The sequence below is a fragment of the Wenzhouxiangella sediminis genome (genome assembly GCF_003410055.1).
Lineage (GTDB): Bacteria > Pseudomonadota > Gammaproteobacteria > Xanthomonadales > Wenzhouxiangellaceae > Wenzhouxiangella > Wenzhouxiangella sediminis.
The window spans coordinates 179,079-196,957 of record NZ_QUZK01000041.1; the positions used below are offsets into that span (position 1 = coordinate 179,079).

The 17,879-nt window shown below is 65.2% G+C and carries 19 protein-coding genes and 1 riboswitch; of the genes, 10 read left to right on the top strand and 9 right to left on the bottom strand.

Annotation, left to right across the window (positions count from 1 at the left end; translation table 11 throughout):
* Window positions 1-29 precede the first annotated feature (29 nt).
* From DZC52_RS10945 to DZC52_RS10965, 5 genes are all read left to right on the top strand, one after another.
* Window positions 30-533, top strand: a complete 504-nt coding sequence (locus DZC52_RS10945; RefSeq protein WP_245960809.1) for an MgtC/SapB family protein — start codon at window positions 30-32, stop codon at window positions 531-533.
* Window positions 534-592: 59 nt separating this feature from the next.
* Complete coding sequence (locus DZC52_RS10950) at window positions 593-1,198, top strand: DNA polymerase ligase N-terminal domain-containing protein (protein WP_116651177.1); 606 nt, start codon at window positions 593-595, stop codon at window positions 1,196-1,198.
* Window positions 1,195-2,109 (top strand): non-homologous end-joining DNA ligase, encoded by a 915-nt coding sequence (gene ligD / locus DZC52_RS10955; RefSeq protein ID WP_116651178.1) that lies wholly within the window; start codon window positions 1,195-1,197, stop codon window positions 2,107-2,109. The genes DZC52_RS10950 and ligD overlap by 4 nt, the downstream gene beginning before the upstream one ends.
* Window positions 2,110-2,177: 68 nt before the next feature.
* Window positions 2,178-3,950 carry a M14 family zinc carboxypeptidase gene (locus tag DZC52_RS10960; RefSeq protein WP_116651179.1) on the top strand — a complete coding sequence of 591 codons (1,773 nt, stop codon included), beginning with the start codon at window positions 2,178-2,180 and terminating at the stop codon, window positions 3,948-3,950.
* Window positions 3,951-4,106: 156 nt separating this feature from the next.
* Window positions 4,107-4,778 (top strand): hypothetical protein, encoded by a 672-nt coding sequence (locus DZC52_RS10965; RefSeq protein ID WP_116651180.1) that lies wholly within the window; start codon window positions 4,107-4,109, stop codon window positions 4,776-4,778.
* Window positions 4,779-4,888: 110 nt separating this feature from the next.
* Here the strand turns inward: DZC52_RS10965 and DZC52_RS10970 are convergent, their stop codons facing one another.
* Both DZC52_RS10970 and DZC52_RS10975 read right to left on the bottom strand, forming a co-directional pair.
* Window positions 4,889-5,572, bottom strand: a complete 684-nt coding sequence (locus DZC52_RS10970; protein WP_116651181.1) for a hypothetical protein — start codon at window positions 5,570-5,572, stop codon at window positions 4,889-4,891.
* Window positions 5,573-5,590: 18 nt separating this feature from the next.
* On the bottom strand, window positions 5,591-5,818 hold the full coding sequence (locus DZC52_RS10975) for a hypothetical protein (RefSeq protein WP_116651182.1): 228 nt from the start codon (window positions 5,816-5,818) through the stop codon (window positions 5,591-5,593).
* Between the two features lie 141 nt (window positions 5,819-5,959).
* On the opposite strand from DZC52_RS10975, the gene djlA reads away from it, so the two are divergent.
* Window positions 5,960-6,748 carry a co-chaperone DjlA gene (gene djlA / locus DZC52_RS10980; protein ID WP_116651220.1) on the top strand — a complete coding sequence of 263 codons (789 nt, stop codon included), beginning with the start codon at window positions 5,960-5,962 and terminating at the stop codon, window positions 6,746-6,748.
* A gap of 83 nt (window positions 6,749-6,831) precedes the next feature.
* Entirely contained in the window at window positions 6,832-7,482 is a 651-nt protein-coding gene (locus tag DZC52_RS10985; protein ID WP_116651183.1) for a hypothetical protein, read from the top strand.
* 9 nt (window positions 7,483-7,491) lie between these two features.
* On the opposite strand, the gene DZC52_RS10990 is transcribed toward DZC52_RS10985, so the two are convergent.
* The 5 genes from DZC52_RS10990 to DZC52_RS11010 form a co-directional block, all read right to left on the bottom strand.
* On the bottom strand, window positions 7,492-8,244 hold the full coding sequence (locus DZC52_RS10990; RefSeq protein WP_181918912.1) for a phosphotransferase: 753 nt from the start codon (window positions 8,242-8,244) through the stop codon (window positions 7,492-7,494).
* Window positions 8,241-8,882 carry a nicotinamide riboside transporter PnuC gene (gene pnuC, locus DZC52_RS10995; protein ID WP_116651184.1) on the bottom strand — a complete coding sequence of 214 codons (642 nt, stop codon included), beginning with the start codon at window positions 8,880-8,882 and terminating at the stop codon, window positions 8,241-8,243. The genes DZC52_RS10990 and pnuC overlap by 4 nt, the downstream gene beginning before the upstream one ends.
* Before the next feature lie 20 nt (window positions 8,883-8,902).
* Window positions 8,903-11,020 (bottom strand): TonB-dependent receptor, encoded by a 2,118-nt coding sequence (locus DZC52_RS11000; protein WP_116651185.1) that lies wholly within the window; start codon window positions 11,018-11,020, stop codon window positions 8,903-8,905.
* 80 nt (window positions 11,021-11,100) lie between these two features.
* Window positions 11,101-11,204: riboswitch (TPP riboswitch) on the bottom strand.
* A gap of 52 nt (window positions 11,205-11,256) precedes the next feature.
* Window positions 11,257-12,465, bottom strand: coding sequence for a leucine-rich repeat domain-containing protein (locus DZC52_RS11005; RefSeq protein WP_181918913.1), 1,209 nt, complete (start codon window positions 12,463-12,465; stop codon window positions 11,257-11,259).
* A 306-nt stretch (window positions 12,466-12,771) separates the two neighbouring features.
* Window positions 12,772-14,064 (bottom strand): lactate 2-monooxygenase, encoded by a 1,293-nt coding sequence (locus DZC52_RS11010; RefSeq protein ID WP_116651222.1) that lies wholly within the window; start codon window positions 14,062-14,064, stop codon window positions 12,772-12,774.
* A 288-nt stretch (window positions 14,065-14,352) separates the two neighbouring features.
* Here DZC52_RS11010 and DZC52_RS11015 point away from each other — a divergent pair, with 288 nt between their 5' ends.
* Window positions 14,353-14,787: an Sbal_3080 family lipoprotein gene (locus tag DZC52_RS11015; RefSeq protein WP_116651187.1), complete on the top strand. Its 435-nt coding sequence runs from the start codon at window positions 14,353-14,355 to the stop codon at window positions 14,785-14,787.
* Window positions 14,788-14,797: 10 nt separating this feature from the next.
* On the opposite strand, the gene rraA is transcribed toward DZC52_RS11015, so the two are convergent.
* Together rraA and DZC52_RS11025 are read right to left on the bottom strand one after the other, a co-directional pair.
* Window positions 14,798-15,277 (bottom strand): ribonuclease E activity regulator RraA, encoded by a 480-nt coding sequence (gene rraA / locus DZC52_RS11020; protein ID WP_116651188.1) that lies wholly within the window; start codon window positions 15,275-15,277, stop codon window positions 14,798-14,800.
* 3 nt (window positions 15,278-15,280) lie between these two features.
* A complete protein-coding gene (locus DZC52_RS11025) occupies window positions 15,281-16,066 on the bottom strand; it encodes an NUDIX hydrolase (RefSeq protein ID WP_116651189.1) in 786 nt (261 codons plus the stop codon).
* A 129-nt stretch (window positions 16,067-16,195) separates the two neighbouring features.
* Between DZC52_RS11025 and DZC52_RS11030 the strand changes: the two genes are divergently transcribed.
* Window positions 16,196-17,302, top strand: a complete 1,107-nt coding sequence (locus DZC52_RS11030) for a hypothetical protein (RefSeq protein ID WP_116651190.1) — start codon at window positions 16,196-16,198, stop codon at window positions 17,300-17,302.
* An 88-nt stretch (window positions 17,303-17,390) separates the two neighbouring features.
* Window positions 17,391-17,876: an RNA polymerase sigma factor gene (locus tag DZC52_RS11035; protein WP_116651191.1), complete on the top strand. Its 486-nt coding sequence runs from the start codon at window positions 17,391-17,393 to the stop codon at window positions 17,874-17,876.
* Window positions 17,877-17,879 lie beyond the last annotated feature (3 nt).

Consider the following 17,879-nt stretch of genomic DNA (forward strand, 5'->3'; position numbering starts at 1 on the left):
CATGCTAGCAAACGACTCGGTCGGCTTCGATGGCCGTTCTGCTAGGCTGGGCGCCCGAACCCGCAAAGATGGTGGCGCGCATGGAAACGGAAGTTCCCTTCTGGGACATGGTTATTCGACTGCTGGCTGCAGCGGGCTTCGCTTCGGTGATCGGGCTCGAGCGTGAACTCAACAAGCGCCCCGCGGGGCTGCGCACGCACATGCTCGTCTCGCTGGGTGCGGCGGCCTTCCTGCTGGTGGGCTACGAGATCCTCTTCGCCACCGCCACCGGCGATCCTTCGGCGCAAATCGATCCGACGCGAATCGTCGAGGGCGTCATCGGCGGCATCGGCTTTCTCGGCGCCGGCAGCATCATCCAGGCGCGCGGCGACGTGCACGGCATCACCACCGGCGCTGCGATCTGGATCGCCGGCGCGATCGGGGTGGCCTGCGCCACGGGCAACCTGATCCTCGCGGCCATGCTCACGGGTATCTCGCTGGTCATCGTGCTCGTGCTAGGTCACTTCGAGAAGAAGGCGCTGAACTCCGACTGACCGGCCTGCCGCGGCAGTTCTGCTATCGTTGAAGACACGATCCGCACGGAGGGGCCGACGTGTCGACGAAAGAGTACGAGTCGAAACGGGATTTCGATCGCAGCCCCGAGCCGCGCGGCGCCAAGGGAAAGGCCGGCGCGGCATCGGGCAAGCGGCCCCGCTTCGTGATCCAGAAACACGACGCCTCGACCCTGCACTACGACTTCCGCCTGGAGATCGACGGCGTATTGAAGTCCTGGGCCGTTCCGAAGGGCCCGTCGACCGATCCCCGCGACAAACGCCTGGCCATCCCAACTGAAGATCATCCCCTGGAGTACGGCGGTTTCGAGGGCGTCATTCCCGAGGACGAGTACGGCGGCGGGACGGTGATGATCTGGGACCGCGGCACTTTCCGGAACATCACCGAAAAGGACGGCGAACTGCAGCCGCTGGACAAGGCCTGGAAGAGCGGCCACCTGCTGGTCGAGCTCCAGGGTGAGAAGATCTTCGGCGGTTACGCACTGCATCGCACCGGCTCGAAGAAGGACGCCAACTGGCTGCTGATCAAGATGGACGACGAGGCCGCCGACGCCCGCCGCAATCCGGTCTCGAGCGAACCGAAGTCCGTTGAAAGCGGCCGAACGATCAAGCAGATCGCGAAAGAGGAAGGCGGGGGCGATGAATGAGCGAACAGGCTGAAACGCGCGTCCTGGAGGTCGGCGGTCGCCGGGTCGAGATCAGCCGCCCCGACAAGCTGTTGTTTCCCGACGACGGCATCAGCAAGTACGATCTGGCCGATTACTACGCGCGTATCGCACCGGTCGCGCTGCGGCACTGCAAGGATCGCGCGCTGACGATGCACCGCTTTCCCGACGGCATCGGCGAGGAAGGTTTTTTCCAGAAGCAGATCGGCGAGCACTTTCCCGACTGGGTCGACCGGGTAACGCTGCCGAAGCACGACGGCGAAGTCACTTATGTCGTTGCCGAAAATGAAGCCACGCTGGTGTATCTGGCCGACCAGGCTTGCATCACGCCGCATCTTTCCCTCTCGCGCAACGATCGTCCGAAGTATCCCGATCGGATGATCTTCGACCTCGATCCCTCCGACGACGATTTCGACAAGGTGCGCCGCGCGGCGACGACACTGAAAGACTTGCTCGACTGGATGGGGCTGAATACCTATGTCCAGACGACCGGCTCGCGCGGCCTGCATATCGTCGTCCCGCTGGATCGTAACGCCGACTTCGAGTCGGTCAGGGAATTCACGCACGCGCTTTGCCGGCGCGCTGCGGCCGAAGACCCCGAGAACATGACCACCGAGCAGCGCAAGAACAAGCGCGGCAATCGCGTCTTTCTCGACGACCTGCGCAATGCTTACGGCCAGACCGCCGTTGCCCCTTACGCCGTCCGCGCAAAGCCGGGCGCCCCGATCGCCACGCCGATCCGCTGGGAAGAAGTCGACAGCGACCTCCATCCGCAGCGCTACCACATCGGCAACATCTTCCGGCGCATGAGCCGGGTCGAGGATCCCTGGCGGGGCATCGCCCGGCATGCCTGCCGATTGCCCTCGATCGAGAGTATTCCGTCTGTCGACTGAACGCATCGGGGCGCGATTGCCGGAAGGCGACCGGTGCTAATATCCGCGCCTTTGGTCTGGATAACATCATGTCGAGAAAGCTCGCTGTCGCCCTTGCCTGGTTCGTGATCTGCAGCGCGTCGGTATCGGCGGGCTCGCCGAAAACGGTCTTCGAGCACAGCGGCGGTTCGGGCAGCGCCGACTATGACCAGGTCCTGGCCTTCTATCGCGAACTGGTCGACGCGTATCCGGAGCGCGCCTGTCTGCGCGAGCGGGGCATGACCGACGCGGGCGAGCCGCTGGCCATCCTGTACCTGTCGTTCGACGGCTGCGAGCAGCTGCCGGGCAAGGGCGGGCAGCGTCCGCGCCTGCTGATCATGAACGGTATCCATCCCGGCGAGCCGGCCGGCGTGACGGCCTCGCAGATGTTTGCGCGGGATGCCCTGGCCGAGCCGGAGCGGGCCGGCCTCGACAAGGTCGATATCGCCATCATCGCCGCCTACAACATCGGCGGCATGCGCAACCGGGGCAATCCCACCCGCGCCAACCAGGTCGGCCCGGAGGCCTACGGTTTTCGCGGCAACGCCCGCAACCTCGACCTCAACCGGGATTTCGTCAAGGCCGACTCGCGCAATGCGATGAGCTTTACCCGGCTGTTTCACGACTTCGATCCCGACCTGTTCGTCGATACGCACACCACCAACGGTGCCGACTACCAGCATGTCATCACCTTGCTGGCCACCCAGGCCGACCAGCTCGGCGGCAGCCTGGGCGAATATTGGCGCCAACGGTTCATGCCGATGCTCTACGGGCGCATGGCCCGGCGGGGCGAGAACGCCGTGCCCTACGTCAACGTCTTCGGCCAGGACCCGGGCGAGGGCTGGACGGAGTTTCTCGACACCCCGCGCTACTCCAGCGGCTTCGCCGCCATGTTCCAGGTGCCGGGCATCGTCAGCGAAACGCACATGCTCAAGCCCTTCGAGCAGCGCGTCGAAGCCCAGCGTACTCTGCTGGTCGTTGGCATGCGTCTGCTGGCCGAGCATGGAGAGACGCTGCGCGATCATCGTCTGGCCGACCGCCGCGACTGGCCCACGCGGGACCACCTGCCGGTCGCCTGGGCGCTCGACGAAGACGCCGAGCCCGAGCAACTGGAATTCCGCGGCTACGAAGCGCGGCTGGTCGACAGTCCTTTCGGTCGCGACGAACAGCGCCGGGTCTTCGACCGATCGAAGCCCTATCGCCGGTCGGTGCCGTATCGGAATCGCTACGAGCCGAGCGCGAGCATCCGGCGACCGGCGGCCTGGGTGGTGCCGCGCGGCTGGCACGGTGTGATCGAGCGGCTCGAGGCCAACGACGTGCACATGGTCGAGATCACCGAATCGGTCGCCGTGGATGCCGAAGTGGGGCGCATCGGCCCGGTGGAGAGCCTGGACTCACCCTGGGAGGGTCATTTCTATCACCACCGATACGAGGTCACCTGGGCGCCGGAGCGGAGCGTGGTGCTGCAGCCGGGTGACCACGTGATTCCGTCCGACCAGCCGGCTGTGCGCTACCTGGCCGCCGTGCTGTCGCCGGCCTCGCCCGATGCCTTCGCGCGCTGGAACTTCTTCGATACCGTGCTGGGCCGAAAAGAGCACTTCTCGCCATACATCTTCGAGACTCACGCCATCGAGATGCTTGAGGAAGACGCCGAACTGCGCGCGGCATTCGAGTCGGCCAAGGTTCGCGACGAAGCCTTCGCCGCCAGTCGCACGGCCCAGCTGCGCTGGTTGTACGAGCGCTCGCGCTTCGCAGAATCGGCGTACCGCCGCTTTCCAATCTTGCGCCTGCCCCATTGGTCGGGGGATTCACCCGGGAACTGATACCGGATTTGGATTCGCCGGGGGGGCATGGCTATACTGGCCGCATAAAAGAGGCGCTCAATGCGCCCGGCGTTGGCAGGCGCTCGAAGGCTGGGAGGCTCGCGAGCATTGCCGTGGCTTTCCGTTTTCGGTTCAATTCGTGTTCAAGGGGGAATCATGTCTCGCTTCAGCGTTATTTTCCTGTTTGTCTTCGTTTCTCTGGTTGCCGGTTGCGCTTCCGTCACCACGGGGCGTCACCAGACGATCTCCGTGGACGCGCCCAACTGTCCGCAGGCCTCCTGCGTGCTGACGAACTCGGACGGCACCTTCCATGTCGATCGCACGCCGGGCACGGCCGAGGTCAACAAGTCCTGTTCGGGGCTGACGGTCGAGTGTTCGAAGCCCGGGTATCCCGTTGCCGCACAGCAGGTCAGGGCCGGCTTCCAGTCCATGACGATCGGCAACGCCTTGATCGGCGGGCTGATCGGGCTGGGTGTGGATGCCATCACCGGCGCTGCCTGCATCTACCCCTCGATGATCATCGTGGACATGGATTGCGGCGGACCGGCGGAATCCACCGGCATCGCCGACGCTGCCGGCAATGCCGACGAGGCGCTCGCCGCCGAAGAAGCGTCCGGCATTCCGTCCTACGTGTGGGATGCGGTCTATGCCGGCTACTGCGGCGACCTGGAACACCTGGGCGACGGCGCGGAAGGCGAGAGCTACTACTCGGCCACCTGCCAGGCGGAAAAGAAGCTCCTGACCTGTGCCGACGAGACTTGCGAGCTGTCCGAGTACCGCAGCGATCCGGTAGCGGAAGACGTGGTCTCGACCGAGTCGGCGCTCTGAAACACCGGCAAGGTCTACTCCCGTAACGCCGACTCGAGCGTCCCGAGGAGGCCATGAGCGTATTCCAGCGCGCCAGGATCGACGAGTAGCGGCCCCGCGCCCGATGCGGATCAGCCCGGTCCGGGCCACCAGGCAGCGGCGGTCAGGAGTGCCAGGCCCACGCCGACCAGCGGCGAGGCGATCTGCAGCCCCTTGCGCCATTCCTCGTCGAGTGCGCGCAAGCGCTCGTCGAGCGTGCCGGCAAAGACCTTGAGTCCGCCCAGGCGCCTGGCACCCAGGCCGCGGGTTCGGGCGTTGTAGGCGGCGAGGACGGTGACCGGTTCGTCGATGGGCACGGCGTCCTCGACGACGCCGATCTCCGGTCCGGCGGATCGGGTCGAGGCCACGAACAAATCCTGCGATCGCGGCGCTCGCGCGAACCGGTAGGCGTCGGACAGGGCGCCGCGTGCCCGCGGTTCGTCCACTGTATCGGCCTCCTCTTCCGCCTTCCGGATTCTCGCCAGCCCGCGATCGCCCCAGTCACCGCCTGTCGCAATCTCGCGAAGGTCGGTGTCCACGTCGGGCAAGGCAAGGATCGGGAACGAGCGCTTACCGCAGTCGAGCCGGGCCTCGGCCAGGGCGAAACCGAGCAGGCACAGTTGCTGGCGTGTGTCGTTGTCGGGGCCCACGTTGCGCCGCTGCGCCGTCACCTGGTAGCGGTAGGCCGCGCAGGCCTTGCCGCTGAACGGTGACGTCAGGGACGCCTCCGCCACCCGGATCCGACCCGACAAGGCCAGCGACTGTCCTTCGCGCAAGGCACTTTCCGGGTCGGCTCAATGGCGTTGCAGCGCGCGGCGGTCCAGCCAGGTGATCACCGTGGCCCAGGCAACGATTGCGCCGGCGGCCAGGGCCAGCACGCCGATGATGATCGGGATCCAGCCGATACCGCCGAAGCGGGTGGTGGTTTGCTCGACACTGACTGTCAGCAAGTAAAGCGCACCGTAAGCTCCGAGCAGTAGAAGGGCCACTTTGAAGATGAATCGTTCGCGTCCCTCGTTCATGTGCCGACTCCCGTTGCCGTTCGATGGTCTCCCAAGGATCAATGCCGGCAGCAGCCGGAAGCGCACTCGGATGGCGGCTGACACCCGACATTCGGTCGATTGATCACCCCCTGATTCAAGCGACCGCGTATCATGCGCGGCATGCTTTTATTCCTGATTATCGGGGCGGGCGTCGGGCTTCTGGCAGCCGGCCCGGCTGGACTGTTTCTCGGCGCGGCACTGGGCTACGCCGTCGGGCACTTCATGACGCGCGTGCTTCTGCCGCGCGGCGTGGGCATGATTCGGGAGCAGTTCCTGGAATCGACCTTTGCCGTGATGGGCGCGCTGTGCAAGGCCGACGGCCAGGTAAGCCGTGACGAGATCCGCGTCGCCGAGCAATTCTTCGGCAAGCTGGGGCTTTCGAAGGAGCAGCGCGGTACGGCGCAGGCGGCCTTCAATCGCGGCAAGGAGGAGGGCTTCGACCTGGCTGCCGAAATGGAACGATTGCGCGGCCTGGTGCGCGGCAACCCGGCACTCCTTCAGCTCTTCCTCCAGGTTCAGCTTTCGGCCATCGCCGCCGACGGTGTGCTCCACGACAGCGAACGCCGTTTGCTGGTGCGCGTGGCGCGGCTGCTGGGTCTGTCGGAAGCGGACGTCGAGCGGCTCGAAGCCATGTTCCGGAGCGCGTCGGCGTCGGGCGGCGAACAGGCAGCGGGCGCCGCCCATGGGGCGCCGAGGCTGGACGACGCCTACGCCACGCTCGGCGTGGACGCCTCGGCGAGCGATTCCGAGGTCAAGAAGGCCTATCGGCGCTTGATGAGCAAGTACCATCCCGACAAGCTGGTCGGTAACGGCATGCCGGAGAACATGCGCGAGGTCGCCAAGGAACGCGTGCGCGAGGTGCGCAAGGCCTACGATACGATCACCGCCGAGCGCAAACGAGCGGCCTGAGTCGATCCATTCGAGCTTCGATGGCACATCCGGTTCGTTGATGCCGTAGGGTGGGCACACGGATCAAAACCGGAGGCTCATCGATGCTAGGACTCGACTCCCACAATCCTATCCGTCTCGATAAGCCCGCAAATCGCCGCAGCGGCTCGCGTCCGGCTGCGGCGCTGGGAGCGCTTGCGACGCTACTGCTGCTGTTCTCCGCGGCCGTCGCGGCGGCCAAACCGCCGCACCAGATCCGGGCTTACCTGCTCGAGGAATCCGACCAGGCGGTCAGTGCGGTGAATTCCGTCGAGCCCTTCCACGCCGATGCGATCGACGACTTGCTCACCGCCGGCGTGTGGAAGGTGTCCTACGCCAGCGAGCGCAGCGAAGGCGAAAGCCTGATCTTCATGGCCGTCCACGACGGCGAAGTCCTGCGGCTTCATCGCTTCGACCAGCCGCGCAGCCGTGACGCCCTCGTGAGGCTGCTGCCTGACGACTTCCGTGTCCGGTCCGGGGGCGATGCCAAACGCATCGTCTCGGCCGCCCTGGCGCTTCATTTCGGTTTTCCGTTCAGCGAGCCCGAGATGACGGCCGACGAGATGCGCATCGAGCAGCGCGGCAACGAGTACTTCTTCGTCGACGGCGAGCGCTTCGGTGACGCCACCGGCTATCGCATCGCCAGCGATGAGGACGGCCGTGTCACGGAATTCGAGTACAGCTGGGAATTGCCGGTCGAACCGCCGCAGGATTAGCGGCCCACGCTAGGGCTTGTTCGGCTCTGGCAGTCCGATCAGGCGCTCCCACAGGCCGTTGATCCAGTCCATCATTTCGGCCACGAAGGGTTCGCTCACGGCAGCCGGGTCGACGGTCCACACGTCGATGTCGGGGTGGCCCGGGGCGGCGTATTCCCAGTCGATCAGGCAAAGGCCGTCTGTCGTCTCCAGAATGTTGTCGGGGATGAGGTCGTGGTGAACCAGGCGGGCCGGCCAGTTGCCCCGGTCGAAGGCGCGGAGGCGTGGTTCGAAGTCTCGCCAGGCGCGTTCCAGGGCCGGATCGGTGCGTCCGGCCTGCTCGAGCCGTTGCCAATAGTCCAGCAGGTAGGCGTGGTAGGACCGCCGCGTGCCGGGCGATTCGATTTCATGCAGCCGGTTCAGCGTTTGCCGGAGCCGGGCCGTCTGCTTCGAGTCTTCGAAATCCGCGTGCGTCCAGGTTCGGCCCTCCAGATAGGGAAACACGACGAATCGCTGCGCGGGATCCCAGTGCCGGTAGGGCCGGGAGAGGCGCGCTTGCGCGGTCAGGTCGATGATCCGCCGTTCGCGTTCGCGGTCGATGCCCAGCCGGGCCGGGTCCGGATGATTGATGCGCAGCAGCAGGTCCTCGTCCAGTCCCGGGGCCTGCAGCCGGTAGTTGCGATTGGTCTTGCCGACCTCGATGCGCTCGATCAGGCGCGGACGCGAGACCAGGGGTAGCCCCCAGTCGCGCCAGGTGTCGATGAGCGTGAGGGCTTCGGTCACGACGGCTCCACGGCGGTCTCGGCCGGCTGGCGGCGATAGTCGCGAACCCAGCTGATCCAGCCGAAGACCGAGATCACCAGGTAGGTGGCGTGGAGCAGGGCGGTCAGCGCCATGCCGCGGTCGACGAAAAGCACGATGGCCAGGCTGTTGATGACCATCCAGTAGGCCCAGTTGTCCAGCACCTTGCGCGCGACCATGAAGGTGGTGACCACCGCAGCCCAGGTGACGAAAGAGTCCAGGTAGGGCCAGGCCGCGTCGCTGTGGCGATCGAGCAGGTAACCCGAGGCCAGTGCGCAGGCGGTTATCACGCCCAGCGCAACGGCGTGGTGCTTTGCTCCCCAACGATGGATGGGCAGGCCGCCGGTCTCGTCTCCGCCGTCGCCGTGCTGCCAGTGCCACCAGCCGTAGACCGCCATGGCCATGTAGTAGCCGTTGAGCGCCGACTGCATCACGAGCTGAACGTGCCAGAACAGCAGGGTGAAGATCGCCGTGCTGACGAAGGCGGCCGCCCAGCACCAGCGGTTCTGGCGCACGGCCAGCAGCAGGTAGGCGACGGCCAGGACGACCGCCGCCAGCTCCCAGCCGGACATCTGCGCCCAGCGCTGGGCAAGTTGTTCGAGCCAGCTATTCAACGTCATGGTTCAGCTTCCCGCGGGCCTCAGAAGACATAGGCGGCCGTCACACCCACGACGCGCGGTTCGCCGTACTGGAAGTAGGGCTCCACGGCATAACCGTCGCGCGGGTCGTTGCCGAATCCGCCGAATCCGCGCGTCTTGATATCCTCGTCGGTGATGTTGCGGGCCCACAGCGCCAGGTCCCAGTGCTGGCTGCGGTAGCCGAGGCGGGCATGGAACATCTCGTAGGGGTCGGCCCGGGTTTCGTGCCGGCTCGAAAAGAAGAAGCCGTCCTTGCCTTCGGCTTCGACGCGCGCATACCAGTGCTCGCTCAGCTGGAAGACCGCGCCGAGGTTGAACATGTAGCCGGGTGCGTGCGGCAGCTCGCGGCCGTCCATGTCGTAGGGCTCGCCGGTGTCGGGATCGGCATCGACGTGGGAGTAGTTGAGGAAGTCGTCGAACTGCGACTCCAGCAGGCCCACGCTGGCGAAGGCGCGCACGGCGCGGTTGATGTGCCAGTTGATCTCGGCCTCCAGGCCGTAGCTCCGGCCGGCGGTGGCGTTGGTCTTGTACTCGATGAACTGGCAGGGGCAATTATCGCCTTCGATCGGTTCCACCAGGGACTGCTCGGTCTGGATGTCGTCGCGGTCCTGGAAGAATACCGCGGTCCTGAGATCCAGCCGGCCGTCGAGCAGGCGCGTCTTGAGCCCCAGTTCGTAGTTCCACATCAGCTCGGTGGCGAACTCGCGCTGGCTGTCGGGGATCAGCGAGTTGCTGTTGACCCCGCCGGCCTTGTAGCCGCGCGAGGCCAGGGCGTAGGCAAGGCCGCCACCGGCGGTGCGGTACTCCAGCGCCAGCTTGCCGCCCCACATGTTCTCGTCGGGCTGGAAGGCCGCGCCGTCGCTGTCGCTGTAGCGCACGTCGCGCTGTTCGCGACGGAGGCCGGCGACCAGTTCCAGGCGCTCGGCCAGCGGCACGTCGAGCTGGCCGTAGACGGCCCGGCTTTCGCTGTCGTAGTCGAACAGGAAGTCCTCTTCGATGTAGGTGTACTCACGACGCAGGTCCTGCGATTGGTCGCGGCTGTAAGCGCCGACGACCCAGCCCAGTTCGCCGGCCGAGGTGTTGGACACGGCGCGTAGGTCCACGGTGGTGTTGCGGTCGCCGCGGATGTAGTTGTCGAAGGACGAATAGCCGTCGTAGATACAGTCGTAGACTTCGCAGAAGCCGTCGAAACTCCAGTCTTCGTCGTAGCCGTATTCCAGGTCGGCGTCGGTGCGGCTGGCCAGCGCCTCGATGCTGAACTCGCGGTGGGCGCGCCAGCTAACGCGAACCGATCCGGCGACGGTTTCCTGGCGATCGTGGCCCGGCTCGTCGGAAAGCGTGGTGCGCGTGTTGTCCAGGGAGAAGCCGTCGTAGCCGTTGTCCACGTCGAGGAACAGGCCGGTCAGATCCACGCGCAGGTTGTCTGCCGGTTCCCAGCGCAGCTTGCCGCGAAAGGTCTGCTCATCGATGAGCTGGACGTCGTCGCGGTCGAGGAAGGCGTTGTCCTGGAAGCCGTCGCTCTGGTGGTTGGCGTAGGCCAGGCGGTAACCCAGTTGATCGTTGATCGGCCCGGAAATCACGCCTTCGAAGCGGCGCATGCCGTAGTTGCCCACGCTGGCTTCCACGCGGCTCGTGAAGACCTCCGTGGGGCTGCCCGAGACGATGTTGATCAGCCCGGCCAGGGCATTCGCACCGAACAGGGTGCCCTGCGGGCCGCGCAGGATCTCGATCTGCTCGACATCCAGCGTGGTGGCCGCGCCGCCCAGGCCGGTCAGGTCAATGCCGTCGATGAGCAGGCCCACCGAGGCGTTCATCGGTTCGACGAACTGGCTGCGCGAGCCGATGCCGCGGATCTGGAAGAAGCGGCCGCGCGACGTGCCGGTGGAGAAGTTGACGTTGGGCGCGGTGTTGAGCACGTGCTGCAGGTGCGAGGCGCCGCGCTGCCAGACGGTCTCGCCGTCGATGACGGTCACGCTGGTGCCGAGATCGAACACATCGGGCGCGCGGAAGTCGGCCGTGACCACCATGGGTTCGTCCTGCCAGGGCGGCAGTTCGGATTGTGCCGGAACGGCGATCGGCAAGGCCAGCAGGAGGCCGCCGAGAAGATGGGTTGTTTTCATGTTTGAGTCTCCAGGATGAAAGTCGGTGGAGACCCGGAATGCACGGGGGATTGTCGAAAGCACCCTTGCCGGGGGCGAAGGATGCTCTTTCGTTCCTGTCCCTACGCCGGCATTAACCGGATCAGGTTCAACGGGTCCACCCGGCTGGGTGTCTCAGGCGTAAACGCCACCCCGAGGAATCGGCGACATTGTACCGCAGCCCCACCGCCCGATGCGGCCGGAGCTTGCGTGCCAACTCAGCCGCGAACGGAAAAGACGGTCGGCCGGGCGGCCGCGCCCAACATGAGCAGCGTAAGCAGGATCAGCGCCCAGCTCGCATTCGTGGGCACCGCCAGCGGAAAACGCTGGCATTGCTGCCAGTTCGAGCCCGCAGCGAAATCCCAGGTCGCGTCGATGTCGGCGTCTTCGCTCGAGACGAGCTGGTTGCCGCAGATCTGGGACCCGCCCTCGATCAGCGAAACATCCGACAAGGCGGGCACGGGTCCCGACAGCATGTTGTCGGCCACGTGAAACATCTCGAGCTGGTCGAGGTTGGCCAGCGATGGAATCGGGCCGGTCAACGCGTTGTTTCCCGCATAGAAGAACCGCAACGAAGTGAGGTCATCCAGCGCCGGAATCGGACCCTCGAGATTGTTGTTTGCCACCCCGAACGAGTAGAGCGAAACCAGGCCGCTGAGCGAGGGAATCGTCCCGCTCAGTTCGTTGCTCCGGAAGTTGATGACGCGCAGGCTGCTCAATCCGGCCACCGGGGGAATCGGTCCGGTGAGCTGGTTGTCGCTGAGGATGATGTTGCCCAGAGAGCTTACGGGCTGGAGATCGGGGATCGAGCCGGTGAGGTTGTTGCTGTGCGCCCAGAACAGGTCGATGCCGGTTGGCAGGGCGGGGACCTGGCCTTGCAGCGAGTTGTAGGCCACGTTGTATGCCAACAGGTTCGGTACGTTCTGGAACGGCGGGATCGTGCCGGTCAGCTGGTTACGCTCGGCGGCGAAGTAGGTCAGGCTGCCCAGGCCGTCCAGCACGGGCAGGCTACCGGTAAAGCCGTTGAGCGAAATATCGAAGTCGTACAATTCGCCGAGTGTCGACAGGTCCGGCACCGGCCCCGTCAGGCGATTGTCGCTGACGTCAAAGGTGCGCAGTTCCGGCAGGTCGGCCAGCGAGCTGATACTGCCGACCAGGCCATTGCCGGGCAGTACGATGGCCGAAACATTGTTTTCGCCGGTGTTGCAGCTCACGCCGTACCAGTTGCACTCGGTGCCTGCGGCATCCCCCCAGCCCGAGTTGTCGGTCCAGTTCGGGCCGTCGGTCGAGTTGTAGAGGTCGAGCAGGGCCTGACGCTCCGAAGCGGGGATGACAGCGTGCGCGCTGGAGGCGATCAACATCGCCACTAGAATCAGAAGGGTGAGGCAAGTCGTCTTGCGGGTGTGTTCCTCAAGTTTTTCAATCAAGATCGGATACTCCTGTGTGCCCCGTTCGACGTGGCTCATGCCGCACTGCATCGGCGTGCGAGTTCACACCGCGGGTTCCGTTGACCCGGCCGCAGTGAAGATCTTGCACAAGATCGACGAGCGCCCCTGGCGCACGAGACGATGATCGGCGTTGGTGCGAAAAGCGATGTCGTTCAGGATTGTTTTCTTGCCCGGTCGAGGGGTATGGCCGGGCGACCCCAGCCGGCAGTCTACAGATCGGGCTTCGGCCTTGCCAGTTTCGGACGCTGTCGGTAAAGCGCGATGGACCCGAACTCGGTCCGCACGTCAGGACGAGGCGGAGCTTTCCACCAGCGTTGATCCTTCGCGGATTTCCGAAACTGAACAGCAGCCCGACAGCCCCATCGTCAAGTCGAAATCGGCCTTGAAGTTCTGCAGGCATTCGCGCACGCCCGCTTCCCCGCCGACGGCGAGGGCGTAGGCATAAGGGCGGCCGATGCAGACTGCGTCGGCACCGAGGGCAATGGCCTTGAAAGCATCGGCGCCGCTGCGGATGCCGCTGTCGACGAGGATCTTCATGCGGCCGTCGACCGCGCGGACGATATCGGGCAGGGCGTCGAGTGTGGCCACGGCCCCGTCGACCTGGCGGCCGCCGTGATTGGAGACCACGATGCCGTCGATGCCGTGGTCGACGGCGCGCTGCGCGTTGTCGGCATCGAGGATGCCCTTGAGCAGGATCGGCAGTTTGGTGTGCTCGCGCAGGAAAGCCAGCTCGTCCCAGGTAAGCGAAGGACGCGAGTAGGTTTCGATGAAGTGCTGGACAGCGCGCCGGGCCTTGCCGCTTTTGAGATTGGAAAACGTCGGGCCAGGCACGTTGCGCGCCTGCGCAATGGCGGTGCCGATGGCGTGATGATTCAGCGGCGCCTCGGGCGGCCGCCCGGAATCGGGGCGCTCGCTCACCTGCTGCATGAACACCGGGTCGCTGGTGTACTGGGCGATGCCCTGGCCCCGCAGGAAAGGCAGGAAGGCCAGGTCGAGGTCGCGCGGGCGCCAGCCGAGCATCGTGGTGTCGAGCGTCACGGCGATGGCGGAGCAGCCGCAGCGCTCGGCGCGCTCGACAAAGCTTGCCACCACATCGTTGGACTTGCTCCAGTACAGCTGGAACCAGCGCGGCGAATCACCCATGCAAGCGGCCGTCTCCTCCATCGGCACCGAGGCCTGGTTGGAGAAGATGAACGGCACGCCTTCGGCCGCCGCCGCCCGCGCCACGGCCCGGTCGGCCTGGGCATGCGCCATCTCGAGCACGCCGATCGGCGCGAGCAGGAAGGGGGCGGCCAGGCGGTCGCCGAACAGTTCGGTCGAGGTATCGCGCGATTCGACGTCGCGCAGGTAATGCGGCACGATGCGCCAATTGTCGAATGCTGAACGATTGGCGGCCATGGTGCGTTCTTCGCCCGCACCCCCGGCGATATAGGCAAACGCCTCGGCGCTCATGCGCCCGCGAGCTTGCTCCTCCAGAAGCGTTGCCCGCGTCGAGATCAAAGGTCGCTTGCGTCCGCTGCCGCCTAGGTAGATGGACTTCTGCCGCTCGGTTCCTGTTGCTCGAGGTGAATCAGACATGCTCACTTCCTTGAACGGCGCCATTCAGTATAAGACGGACGATGGGCAAGCTCCAGAGTAAGACGCATTCCCAGTCGTTCGCCACCGCATTCTGGGATCCTGCAGTGGCCGGATGTTTGATATATTCCCAAGCGCTGAAAGGGGGCGCTGTCCACTGCAATCGACTCGCACGATTCCGGTCGAGCGTTATCGTGCCGTCCCCTTGATCGATACATCGAGTTGCCGCCTCGACTCCGACGTCAAATCGGGGGGGAGAGGCTTGATTCCATTCGACGTAGGGTATCCAGAATGAAGAAGACAGCAATCATCGTAGTCGCAGTCACTTTTCTGGCCGGATGTGCCATCTCAGAGAACGTTGTGCCGGTTGATTCGGACAAGACGATTGAAAAGGTATACGTTCGCTATAGCGATGATGTGCACATGGAGGGGCTCAATGACGAGCTGGTTTCGCAATTCCGTTCACTCGGTTTCGATGCCGAACTCTACAGGGGGGATACACCTGATGCAGCCCAACATACTTTCATCTTTACGGCAAACTGGGCCTGGGATCTTGCTATGTACCTGACCTATTTCCACGGCACGCTCTATGAAGAAGGGCGAATGCTGGGCGAAGCGGAATACGACGCGAGATCAGGTGGAAGCAACTTCGGGAAGTTCGGGCCGACGGCCAGCAAGATCAAACCTTTGCTTACCGAAATGATGCAAAAGGTGCAACGGCGATAGGAGACACAGTTCAACTCAGCGCGCCCTTGGAGACAATTATCCCGTTGGCATCGGCGTAGACGTATTCGCCCGGACGGAAGGTGACGCCGCCGAAGCTGACGGGAATGTCGGCCTGGCCTTCGCCTCTTCGAACGCTCTTGCGCGGTATGCAGCCCAGGGCGAGCACGCCGAAGTTGATGTCGCGCAGCACGTCCACGTCGCGGCAGGCGCCGTGGATGATGACGCCGGCCCAGCCGTTGTCGCGCGCATTCGCGGCGATCATGTCGCCGATGAGCGCGTTGCGCAGCGAACCGCCGCCGTCGACGACGAGCACGCGTCCTTCGCCTTCGGTGGCCAGTGTTTCCTTCACGCGCGAGTTGTCTTCGAAGCACTTGACCGTGGCGATCCGGCCGCCGAACTGTTCATGTCCGCCATAGGAATGCCAGTGCAGGCCGGTGACGACGCGAACATCATCGGCGTGGTCGTCGCAGAGATCGGGTGTTGATCGCATGCATTACCTCTCTTGTTCGTGCGTGCTCATGCCGGCGGTCGCGTCTGCCATGAAGACTTCGTAGCTGTCGGGCGCGTCCATGTAGGCTTCCAGGGTCTCGTCCGGCAGTGGCGCGGTCGCGAGTGCGGCCTGGACCACGCGGCGATTGAACGGCGAGGTGGCCTCGCGCGCCAGGTATTCGTCCACCGGCATCCAGAGTGCCTTCTCGAGTTCGTCCCCGTCGAGATGAATGTCGAAGTTCAGGGGGCTGAGCCGGCACACGGCGTAGATGTTGGAGGCGCCGAACTGCCCGCGATGGTGATGACGCATGCCCACCAGGCCGCGAAACTCCGTGCGGATGCCGGTTTCCTCGAACACTTCGCGGATGGCGCCGTCGGCCAGGTGTTCGCCCCGCTCGAGCATGCCCCCCGGCAACTTGAGGTGCTCGGGTCGATCGATCCGGTCGCGTTTCTCGAGCACGACCAGGATCTGGCGGTCCTCGGAGAGCACCAGCCCGCCGGCGCCGATGCTGTGGGTGCAGGCGTCGGGAATATAGGCGCCGTCGACCAGGCGCCGCACCAGCATCAGGGTTTCGTCGCGGCCGTGATGCAGCTTGAACCCCAGGTCCAGGGCGTCCGGGAGCAACTCGCCGCGGCGAGCCGGAATCTCCAGCCAGGCCAGCTTGAGGCCTTCGCGTGACCAGGCCGCAAGCGCCGCGGCCATCGCGTCGCGGAATTCATCGCGGCCGGCCGGCAGTTCCTTGCCGGGAACGAAGACACCGCCGTACCGGTTCTTGAGTGCCTGGAGCATGCCTTTGAAGTTCGAGTGCAAAGGGAAGAAGAGTATACCGGCCTGCAACCATTTCCGACCCTGGCGCGTCCTTGAGTGCAGGTGCGTGAATGCGCGCGGTTCCGATTCGCAATAAGCAAGGAAGAAGAAGTGTCGAGAAACCTGGGGTTCTGCGGCCTGGCGGTCATCGTCTTTCTGGTGACCGTGGTGCGGCCGGTTGCTTCCGGCGGCTGTGCCGATCCGGACCTGTTCCGTGGCTGGGGCGAGACGGCGCCTCCCGTGGCGGTCCTCGGCGCCGGTAGCTGGTACCGGGCCTCGCTGGGCTGGATCCTGGCGCCGGGGGATTGTGCGGCCCGGCAGGTCGCCGAGGAAATGGACGCCGCTTCGGCCGCCTTCGAGCACCACTTCGGCCTGCTGGCGCCCCGCGGCGCAGTCATCGACGTGGCCCACGCCCGCCACGCCCCGGCCCTGAAGGAAGCCGGCGCGGCCTGGGTGCTGCCCTGGCGCTTCGACCAGGCCGACGAGGCCGCGGACGCACGCGCCGAAGCCATCCGGACCCAGGTACGGGCGCAACTGGCGTCCGGCGGCCGCGAGCCCGATGCCGGGCAGGTCGAAGCGCTGGTCGAGCGCGCGCTCGACGAGCTGGGCGAAGACGGTGCGGCCGAAACGTCGTCGCTCGAACCAAAGGCCATTCGCCACGAGATTGCGCACCTGCTGTTCATGCACGCCGTCTGGCCGTCCTCGGCCGGGCGCGGTGAACAGTACGGCGGCGACGCACCGGACTGGCTCGATGAAGCCGCGGCCGTGGTGGCCGAAAGTGCAGACATGACCGAAGCGCGCCGACAGGCCTTTCGCGAGCTGGCGCGATCCGGCCGGACGATTCCCCTCGAGGAATACCTGAGCATGGAACACCCGGTGTTCGCCGCGCGCGAGTTCCAGGCGTTGGTCGACCAGGCTCGTGCACAGGCCGAAGCCGGCGGTGCCGCGGTGGTATCGGCCTCGCTGCCGGCCGAGCACCTCGAGCGGGCGCGGGCCTTCTATGCCCAGACACGCGGCTTCACCGACTACCTCGTGCACAGATCCGGCGACGACCGCGTACTCGCGGAGATCGCGACAACCATGCGCGGTGGGGCCGCTTTCGAAGCCTGGCTGGCGGCTTCCGGAGTCGAATCCGGGCTGCCGGGTGACCTCCAGGACCTCGAGCGTGAATTCGACTCCTGGGCGAGGGAAACCGGAGGCGCGCTTCCCGACCTCTGACTTTCGGTACTGGTGTCGGGACGCCGGACCGGCATCGAGTCATTCGACGGAATAGAATGGCATCGTCATCCGTCAAGAGGGATAAGCGTTGAATCTGGCCGAAGAGGAGCTCAAGCAGGCCATTTCCGAGCACCTGGAAGCGTTGCGGCGATTTTCCGCGGCCTTGACCGGCAACCCGGCCGACGGCGACGACCTGGCCCAGGGCACGGTGGAACGATTGCTCGAGAAGAGTGTGCCCCGCGATGCCACTTTTGCGGCCTGGATGTACCGGGTTTGCCGGAATCTCTGGATCGACCAGGTTCGCAAGAACGCCCGCATGACGACTCCCGGGCAGGATGACCTGGAACGTCGAATGGAGAATCTGGACGGCGAGCGCGCGGTGATGACGATGATGAGAATGGATGAGATCGAGACGGCCATGCAGAAACTCGAGGTCGACCAGCGGGAAGTGCTCGCGCTGGTGGCGATCGAGGAATGCAGCTACCGTGAAGCGGCCGAGATCCTGGAGATTCCCATCGGCACCGTGATGAGCCGGGTGGCCCGGGCGCGCAAGCGGCTCCTGGAGTTGAGTTGAGCA

Coding starts and splice junctions, on each gene's coding strand:
- DZC52_RS10945 (WP_245960809.1), top strand. CDS start 30: ATGGCCGTTCTGCTAGGCTGGGCGCCCGAACCCGCAAAGATGGTGGCG.
- ligD (WP_116651178.1), top strand. CDS start 1,195: ATGAGCGAACAGGCTGAAACGCGCGTCCTGGAGGTCGGCGGTCGCCGG.
- DZC52_RS10960 (WP_116651179.1), top strand. CDS start 2,178: ATGTCGAGAAAGCTCGCTGTCGCCCTTGCCTGGTTCGTGATCTGCAGC.
- DZC52_RS10965 (WP_116651180.1), top strand. CDS start 4,107: ATGTCTCGCTTCAGCGTTATTTTCCTGTTTGTCTTCGTTTCTCTGGTT.
- DZC52_RS10975 (WP_116651182.1), bottom strand. CDS start 5,818: ATGAACGAGGGACGCGAACGATTCATCTTCAAAGTGGCCCTTCTACTG.
- djlA (WP_116651220.1), top strand. CDS start 5,960: ATGCTTTTATTCCTGATTATCGGGGCGGGCGTCGGGCTTCTGGCAGCC.
- DZC52_RS10985 (WP_116651183.1), top strand. CDS start 6,832: ATGCTAGGACTCGACTCCCACAATCCTATCCGTCTCGATAAGCCCGCA.
- pnuC (WP_116651184.1), bottom strand. CDS start 8,882: ATGACGTTGAATAGCTGGCTCGAACAACTTGCCCAGCGCTGGGCGCAG.
- DZC52_RS11000 (WP_116651185.1), bottom strand. CDS start 11,020: ATGAAAACAACCCATCTTCTCGGCGGCCTCCTGCTGGCCTTGCCGATC.
- DZC52_RS11010 (WP_116651222.1), bottom strand. CDS start 14,064: ATGTCTGATTCACCTCGAGCAACAGGAACCGAGCGGCAGAAGTCCATC.
- DZC52_RS11015 (WP_116651187.1), top strand. CDS start 14,353: ATGAAGAAGACAGCAATCATCGTAGTCGCAGTCACTTTTCTGGCCGGA.
- rraA (WP_116651188.1), bottom strand. CDS start 15,277: ATGCGATCAACACCCGATCTCTGCGACGACCACGCCGATGATGTTCGC.
- DZC52_RS11025 (WP_116651189.1), bottom strand. CDS start 16,066: ATGCTCCAGGCACTCAAGAACCGGTACGGCGGTGTCTTCGTTCCCGGC.